Source organism: Paenibacillus sp. Root444D2 (genome assembly GCF_001426375.1).
In the GTDB taxonomy this organism is placed as follows: domain Bacteria; phylum Bacillota; class Bacilli; order Paenibacillales; family NBRC-103111; genus Paenibacillus_E.
The window spans coordinates 1-6,660 of record NZ_LMEO01000041.1; the positions used below are offsets into that span (position 1 = coordinate 1).

At 41.2% G+C, this 6,660-nt stretch carries 8 protein-coding genes; all 8 read left to right on the top strand.

Annotated elements, in window-relative coordinates:
• The first annotated feature begins 174 nt into the window (after positions 1-174).
• The 8 genes from ASD40_RS21710 to ASD40_RS21745 all read left to right on the top strand — a co-directional run bounded on the left by ASD40_RS21710 (position 175) and on the right by ASD40_RS21745 (position 6,494).
• On the top strand, positions 175-606 hold the full coding sequence (locus ASD40_RS21710; RefSeq protein WP_057305256.1) for an HIT family protein: 432 nt from the start codon (positions 175-177) through the stop codon (positions 604-606).
• A 325-nt stretch (positions 607-931) separates the two neighbouring features.
• Positions 932-1,336, top strand: a complete 405-nt coding sequence (locus tag ASD40_RS21715; RefSeq protein ID WP_327205295.1) for an NUDIX domain-containing protein — start codon at positions 932-934, stop codon at positions 1,334-1,336.
• An 88-nt stretch (positions 1,337-1,424) separates the two neighbouring features.
• The gene (locus ASD40_RS21720) at positions 1,425-1,955 is read left to right on the top strand and encodes an AAA family ATPase (protein ID WP_057305257.1); all 531 of its coding nucleotides are present in this window, start codon (positions 1,425-1,427) and stop codon (positions 1,953-1,955) included.
• A 241-nt stretch (positions 1,956-2,196) separates the two neighbouring features.
• Positions 2,197-2,526, top strand: coding sequence for a hypothetical protein (locus ASD40_RS21725; RefSeq protein WP_057305258.1), 330 nt, complete (start codon positions 2,197-2,199; stop codon positions 2,524-2,526).
• A 208-nt stretch (positions 2,527-2,734) separates the two neighbouring features.
• Positions 2,735-4,543: a stalk domain-containing protein gene (locus ASD40_RS21730; protein WP_057305259.1), complete on the top strand. Its 1,809-nt coding sequence runs from the start codon at positions 2,735-2,737 to the stop codon at positions 4,541-4,543.
• A gap of 320 nt (positions 4,544-4,863) precedes the next feature.
• The gene (locus tag ASD40_RS39455) at positions 4,864-5,259 is read left to right on the top strand and encodes a CBO0543 family protein (protein ID WP_442952691.1); all 396 of its coding nucleotides are present in this window, start codon (positions 4,864-4,866) and stop codon (positions 5,257-5,259) included.
• A gap of 222 nt (positions 5,260-5,481) precedes the next feature.
• Complete coding sequence (locus ASD40_RS21740; protein WP_057305261.1) at positions 5,482-5,940, top strand: NUDIX hydrolase; 459 nt, start codon at positions 5,482-5,484, stop codon at positions 5,938-5,940.
• Positions 5,941-6,008: 68 nt separating this feature from the next.
• Complete coding sequence (locus ASD40_RS21745) at positions 6,009-6,494, top strand: DinB family protein (RefSeq protein WP_057305262.1); 486 nt, start codon at positions 6,009-6,011, stop codon at positions 6,492-6,494.
• Positions 6,495-6,660 lie beyond the last annotated feature (166 nt).

A 6,660-nucleotide genomic window follows, 5' to 3' on the forward strand; every position in this document is an offset into this window, starting at 1 on the left:
TCATATTACATTGCCAATACTTGAACTTGCCCGAAAGTAACACTGCCTTTAATATACTAAACCGCATGAAGCTGCCGCAAACCAAACGGCAGCTTCTTTAAGCTATCTGGCAGGATAGTTGGGAAATAATACCGAATAAAGATATAAATATGGACATTAAAGGGGGAGAAAAGGTTGCCTGAGAGTTCTTGTTTGGGGTGTCAATTAGCAAATAAAGAAATTGAAACAAATACAATTTATGAGAATGATTTAATGACTTGTATTCTAGATATAGCACCACTGAATGAAGGACACATACTAATACTACCTAAACTACATTACCATGATGTCGATGACTTAGATGAAATTACTGCAAATGAAATTATGAAGACATCCAGATTGCTCGCAAGGTTACTAAAATCCCATTTCCAACCCGATGGGGTAACCATTCTTCAAAACAATGCGAAATTTAATGATTTAACGCACTATCATATGCATATCTTTCCGCGCTATGATTCCGATGGTTTTGCTTGGGTAGAACCATTAGACTCCACAAATGCAAAGGGACGTCTAAAAGAAACCACCGCGAAGTTCGTTGATTTGATTAATCAGCAGTCTCTACACTAACGGATACAAGAGTTAAGTAAATGTAACATAATTGAAATCTTATTTTCATGTGGCATTAATTAATCAAGCCTATAATAAAAGTCGACCCCCCTTTAAAATATAAAACTTAGACCCTCAGCCCGTTGCTGTGGGTCCTTTTTTTGCTATTCAACTAAAGGACACTTTGATGCAATGAATCTCCTAAACGGAAAACAAAGATGGTATAATATTCCACGCCGGTACAATATGAGAACGGAAGTGAAATGGATGGAAAAAATACGACTTCGTGCGTGCGCAATGATTATTAAGGATGGATCAATTTTACTTATCGAGTACGAGAATGATAATGGTGACGGTGTCCATTACAACCTTCCCGCAGGTGGTGTTGAGCCAGGTGAAACCTTTTGTTGAAGCTGTGAAAAGGGAAGCAAAAGAAGAGGCGTGTGTCGACGTGGAAGTCGGTCCTGTTGCTTTTGTTTACGAATATCAACCAACTAAAAGCAATTATATTTATGGCGATACCCATTCTGTGGGTATTACATTTGAATGTGAATTAAAATCAGGGTCATATCCTAAACTTCCACAAAAGCCAGATCCTAAACAAACAGATGTTAAATGGATCCCGATTTCGGAGTTGCATTTGATTCAACTGTACCCAGAAATTAACCAAGACATTGTTGATTATTACAACGGTAATAAGTATCGCAATTATGTTGAAGAACAAGAGATACAACAAAAGCAGTTACGCTAACGGATACGATAGTTGAACAAATGTTGGAGCGAGGCTGCCGGCGTGAATCGGCAGCTTCGTAACGAACGGGTAGGGAGGAGAATATCATATGCATTTCACCAAAAAATCAGTAACTGCCGTTTATCTTATCTCTGGCCCACTTGGTGTAGGGAAATCAACCGTCTCGAAGACTCTGGCCAACGCGATGCACCAATGTGCGTTGATTGAAGGTGATCTCCTTCTCCATGTCTACCGAGGAGGTACCGAGCCGCCCTGGGAGGAACGACTCCGACTGGCTTGGCTTAATATTGCTGCGGTGACGCGGAATTTTCTCTTGGACGGGCTAGACGTGGTTATCGATTTCGTCGTCGAAGATGAACTGCAATGGTTCTTTGACCAACTATCGGACCTCGAGACGACGCTACACTATGTTGTGCTGTACGCGGAAGCGAACACCCTTACCGCTCGGCTCCATCAGCGAGGAGATGCACAATATATCCACCGTTCGCTCTTCCTTCGGAACAAGTTGATGGCGTCGCCGACCAATGAGCCATTCCTGCTGGATACCGATAATAAGCAGCCGGTTGAACTTGCTGAGGAAATCATTAATAATTCCAGATTTCGGATAGACTTGAAGTGAGAAAATTATTTTGTGACAATTGAGGTAACGCAGAACGATAGTTGAATAAACATTAATGAACGAAGCTGCCGGCACAATTGGCAGCTTCATTACGTTAACGGGCAGGTTAATGGAATAATTAGGAAGGAAATCTGTGCAAGAAAGAGAATAAGATAGGTTTATTATTTAGTCTTAACTTTGGAGTAGCTTGTTAGATTAGAGCTAAATAAAGCATGAAATTTATGAAAGGGTGTTTATAAAAGTGCTACCAATGGAACAAGAAACAATAGGTATGCTTGTAGTTGGTTTTTGTATTGTGATGGGAGTTTCTTTTCTTTTTGTGGTTCTTCTTTGGGCTAAAGAAAGGAAGTCAGAGTATCGGAGTGCTTTTGGTTGGATGATTGCCCATTTGATAATCTTTTCATCAGCGGTATCATGCTTTCTAAAAGCCATAAGTAATAGACCATTGCATCCGGCTATGGCTTCTGAAGGTAACTCTTTATGGCTAGGAATTGGTGGAGTATTATGGGCTATAAGTATGATTCTTTTCCTTGCTGGAATTGTGAGTTTTTGCACTCGAAAGCGTCCTTAAATCATTGCGCTAACGGGTACGATAGTTCGATCATCGAGGAGCAGTGTGCCGCGTCAACTGCTCCTTATTTTCATTAAGCTCTAGTTGCCGCTGTTTTCTTTTCGTGAATGAGTTCAAAGCATATTTTTAGAAGTGGATTACTCTTATTTTTTACCAGCTCGCTGTCGATATAAAGGCATAGTATTTTACTACGAAAGGAACGATTAATTTGTTTAAGAAAACGGTTTTGTTCATCGTTTCGCTCCTATTGATGCTAGGATGCATGCCAACTTATGCGGCTTCCGGCCTCATATTGGACACCAATCTGGAGAAAGCGGTCCGAAAGCAGTTAAAGAAGCCTGACGGAGATTTGACGCAAGCCGATTTAGCCAATCTCAACTCGCTCTATCCTCAGGAGGGGAATATTGCTACTCTGGAAGGACTGCAGTATGCCGTCAATATTAACAGCCTGTTCCTTACCGATGTAGGCATTCGCAATATTTCTCAGCTGAGCTCATTAACGAAAGTGACTTTCCTCGGCATCAACGGCAATCAGATTGAAGATATTCATCCTCTCCAGAGTATGTCTCAGCTGAATAAGCTAGTCATGTCGGGGAATCGGGTTACCGACCTGTCCCCGCTAAACGAGCTGAGACAGATAACCGACTTGTTGATTGGAGGTAATCTCATTGATAATTTGAAGCCGATCTCCAGACTACCGCTCCGTTGGCTGGTGGCGGATAGCAACCGAATTAAGGATGTCTCCGCTCTTCGGGATATTAAGTCTTTAGAGTATGTATTTTTGGAGAAGAATGTCGTTGAGGACGCTTCTCCGCTGCTTGAGTTGCCACGTCTTAAGGAGCTTCATATCGAGAAAAATCCCTTGAATACTTCGGCTCAAGCTGTGCTGCAGCAGTTGTCCGACCGTGGTGTGAAGGTGACCACGGATCTGACGTTGCAGGCCAAGGAGCCGAAAAAGGAGGAGAAGACTCCGATTCAGTTGACGCCGCCGGGTGACGATAAGCTGATCAAGGATAATCATTTGGAGACATTGATCCGCGAAGAGCTTAAGAAGCCGAGCGGGCTGCTGACCAAAAATGATATGTTGTCGCTTCGCAGTCTTTTTTCCTTGGAAAGGCAATCGATCGAATCGTTGGAAGGGCTTCAATACGCTGAAAATTTAGAGAAGCTGTATTTGACGAACAACCGAATTCGCAATCTGACGCCGCTTATGCATTTGAACAAGCTCACAGAGGTCGCATTGAGCGACAATGAAATCGTTGATTTGACGCCGCTTCAAGACATGACACAATTAACGGACCTTGATCTCAGCGATAACTTCATTAAGGACCTGTCTCCATTATCCAGACTTACCAGCTTGACCAGTCTTGCTCTTTGGGACAACTATTTTCAGGATGTAACCCCGCTTGCGGGGATGAAGGACATGCAGCTGCTGAGCCTTGCTCATAATCCCGTTCGAGACATTTCGCCACTGTCGGGCATGACGGAGCTGGACTCGATTTTCCTGAATGATACGTTGGTAGTGGATCTCAGCATCCTAAAAAATTGCAAGCAGTTATCCGGGCTGTATTTAAATCATAATGCGCTAAATGCAGTCTCCCAAACTTTGGTGGAAATGCTTAAAGGGCAAAATGTTGAGGTTCTGGATATCACGACATTCCCTGAACGAGTTCGAGTGCTAGTCGATGAGCGGTTCTTACCACTCGATTCGAAGCCTGTCATTGATGAAGGCAGCACGCTCGTTCCGCTGCGGGGAATATTTGAGAAGCTGGGTGCTACGGTTACGTGGGATGCTAATAGTCAGTCCGTGACTGCAACTAGAGAAGGAACGACGATCCGCCTGCAAGTCGGTTCAAAGGAGGCTGCAATCGACGGAACGGGCCGGAGTCTTGAGGTCGCCCCTAAGCTGATAGACGGCAGTACGATGATACCTGTACGATTCGTTGCCGAAGCCCTGGGTTGCGAGGTTCATTGGGATCCGGCGAACAAGCTGGTGTTAATTAAAACGAAAAAATAGTTTGAGCGTAGACCATAATGGAAACAGGGGGGACCCAATTCCTGTAACGAAGATTGCTCAAAATGAGAATCAATCGTTAAACCGAGGGACGGCGAACGATAGTCCAATGATGATACGACGGCAGCCGGCCAAAATGATCGGCTGCCGTTGTTGCGCTAACGGGCAGTTTAGCTTGGCAATTTAATGTGAATAATTGAAGATGACGAATATTGTCAGTTATTCCATTACGAGGAGGGAAGAAAGTGGAATTTCTCATTTGTTCAGTCATTACAATAAACCTAGTTGCTTATTTCATTCCAAAGCGATTAACTAAAGTCGAAATGTACATATCTATCCTATTCTCAAGAGCTATTCAATCAATCAGCGACATATATCTAGATTTGGGCTTAAACTTATATGGATATTTTGCACCTGGCGTAGAATGGCTTACCCTAATACCCGTATTTGGATTATATCCTGCATTTACAATTATTTATTTGAACTATTTTCCATTCAAAAGTAGTCTTTTAAAAAAATGTATATACATAATCCTTTATTCCATATGTGCTACAATATTTGAATGGCTTTCCGTGAAGTCAGGATATTTTTACTATAATCATTGGAAACTATGGTACTCCGCGATTATATATCCTGGATTGCTGATTATTCTCCCGTTCAATTTGTATATATTGAGGAGAATAATTAAACTTGAATATCACATTTCAAATAAAAAGTAAAACAAATAAACAATATTCAGAAGCTAGAAGCCTCGGCATGATAATGGCGTGTTTTAGGGAACTCATTAAGCTAACGGTGAACGATAGTACAATAATAAAATAGGCTGCCAGCGTATGACTGGCAGCCTTATTGTGTTAGTCGGTAGGATATTGGGATAAAAAGGAATTTACAATGGAAATAAAGAATTACTCTAACAATAAATCCTTCGATGGGAGATGTCTATGGGCTATGTAGAAGACTTAAGAAAAATAGTAGGCCATATTCCACTGATTCTTGTTGGTGCGGTGGTTATTATTATTAATGATGAAAATGAAATTTTACTGCAAAAACGAATGCATCATCCAGTAGGTCGTTATGGTTTACCGGGCGGATTAATGGAGTTGGGGGAGTCTACCGTAGAGACTGCTCAAAGAGAAGTGTATGAGGAAACAGGGCTCGAGGTTAGAAATCTTAATTTAATTGATGTTTTTTCGGGCAAGGAAAATTTTATCAAAGCTCCCAATGGTGATGAATTTTATGTTGTTGTTACAGCTTATTGGACAAAGGAGTTTAGTGGTATTTTAAGAATTAATGATGAAGAATCCATGAGTTTGGACTTTATTAATATTGATGAACTGCCAGAGAACATACCAAGAAGTCACAAAGAAATAATAAATAGGTACAAAACTTTGATAAGCTAACGGAAAACGTTAGCTCAACATGAACATTAACAGGCCGCCGCATATCAACAAGAAGGAGTGTGGAAAGTATGTTTCATGTAAAAGATATTTTATCCGATCAGTTATTAGCAAATGCTAATGACCCTAGTTGGTACCTACCATTTTCAGACGCAGTTGAAAATTTGTCAGAGGAAGTAGCGTTTTGGAAACCTAGTGAAGATAGTAATAGTATCGCTGAAATTGTGCAGCATTTACTTTATTGGAATGAAACTTGGCAAACTAGATACCAGAAATCTCATGTCAATGCTGTGCCTTCCATAGGAAATAATAATAAAAGTTTTATAGTTCCCAATGATCAAAATTTCACTGACTTAAAAGAACGATTATTAGAGGTGCTTTTAAAATGGCAAGATCTACTTACTGAAGAAAAAGTCGAAAGTGATGTGAATGGTTTCCCAATGGCTGCCAAGTGGTGGGAGATACTCGGAAATGTGTCAACTCATAATGCATATCACATTGGTCAAATCTGTTACATTCGGAAGCTACAAAAGAGCTGGAGAGTAGATGCAAACTAAAAAAAATTACCTAGAATAATTAGTGAAGGAGCTTGCAAGCGGCAGCTCCTCTTTTTGTTCATTCAAGTAAACATTCCTGTTAGTCCTAAGAATTGGACTTTGAAAGAAAAGGAGCGCCTCGGTATGATGGGTTTGTCAAAGGGTATAACCCAACACCATCAAGGAG

Bases quoted from the DNA above. Each gene is read 5' to 3' on its own strand.
- ASD40_RS21740 (WP_057305261.1), top strand. From the start codon at position 5,482: ATGGGCTATGTAGAAGACTTAAGAAAAATAGTAGGCCATATTCCACTG.
- ASD40_RS21720 (WP_057305257.1), top strand. From the start codon at position 1,425: ATGCATTTCACCAAAAAATCAGTAACTGCCGTTTATCTTATCTCTGGC.
- ASD40_RS21715 (WP_327205295.1), top strand. From the start codon at position 932: ATGGTGACGGTGTCCATTACAACCTTCCCGCAGGTGGTGTTGAGCCAG.
- ASD40_RS21745 (WP_057305262.1), top strand. From the start codon at position 6,009: ATGTTTCATGTAAAAGATATTTTATCCGATCAGTTATTAGCAAATGCT.
- ASD40_RS39455 (WP_442952691.1), top strand. From the start codon at position 4,864: ATGTACATATCTATCCTATTCTCAAGAGCTATTCAATCAATCAGCGAC.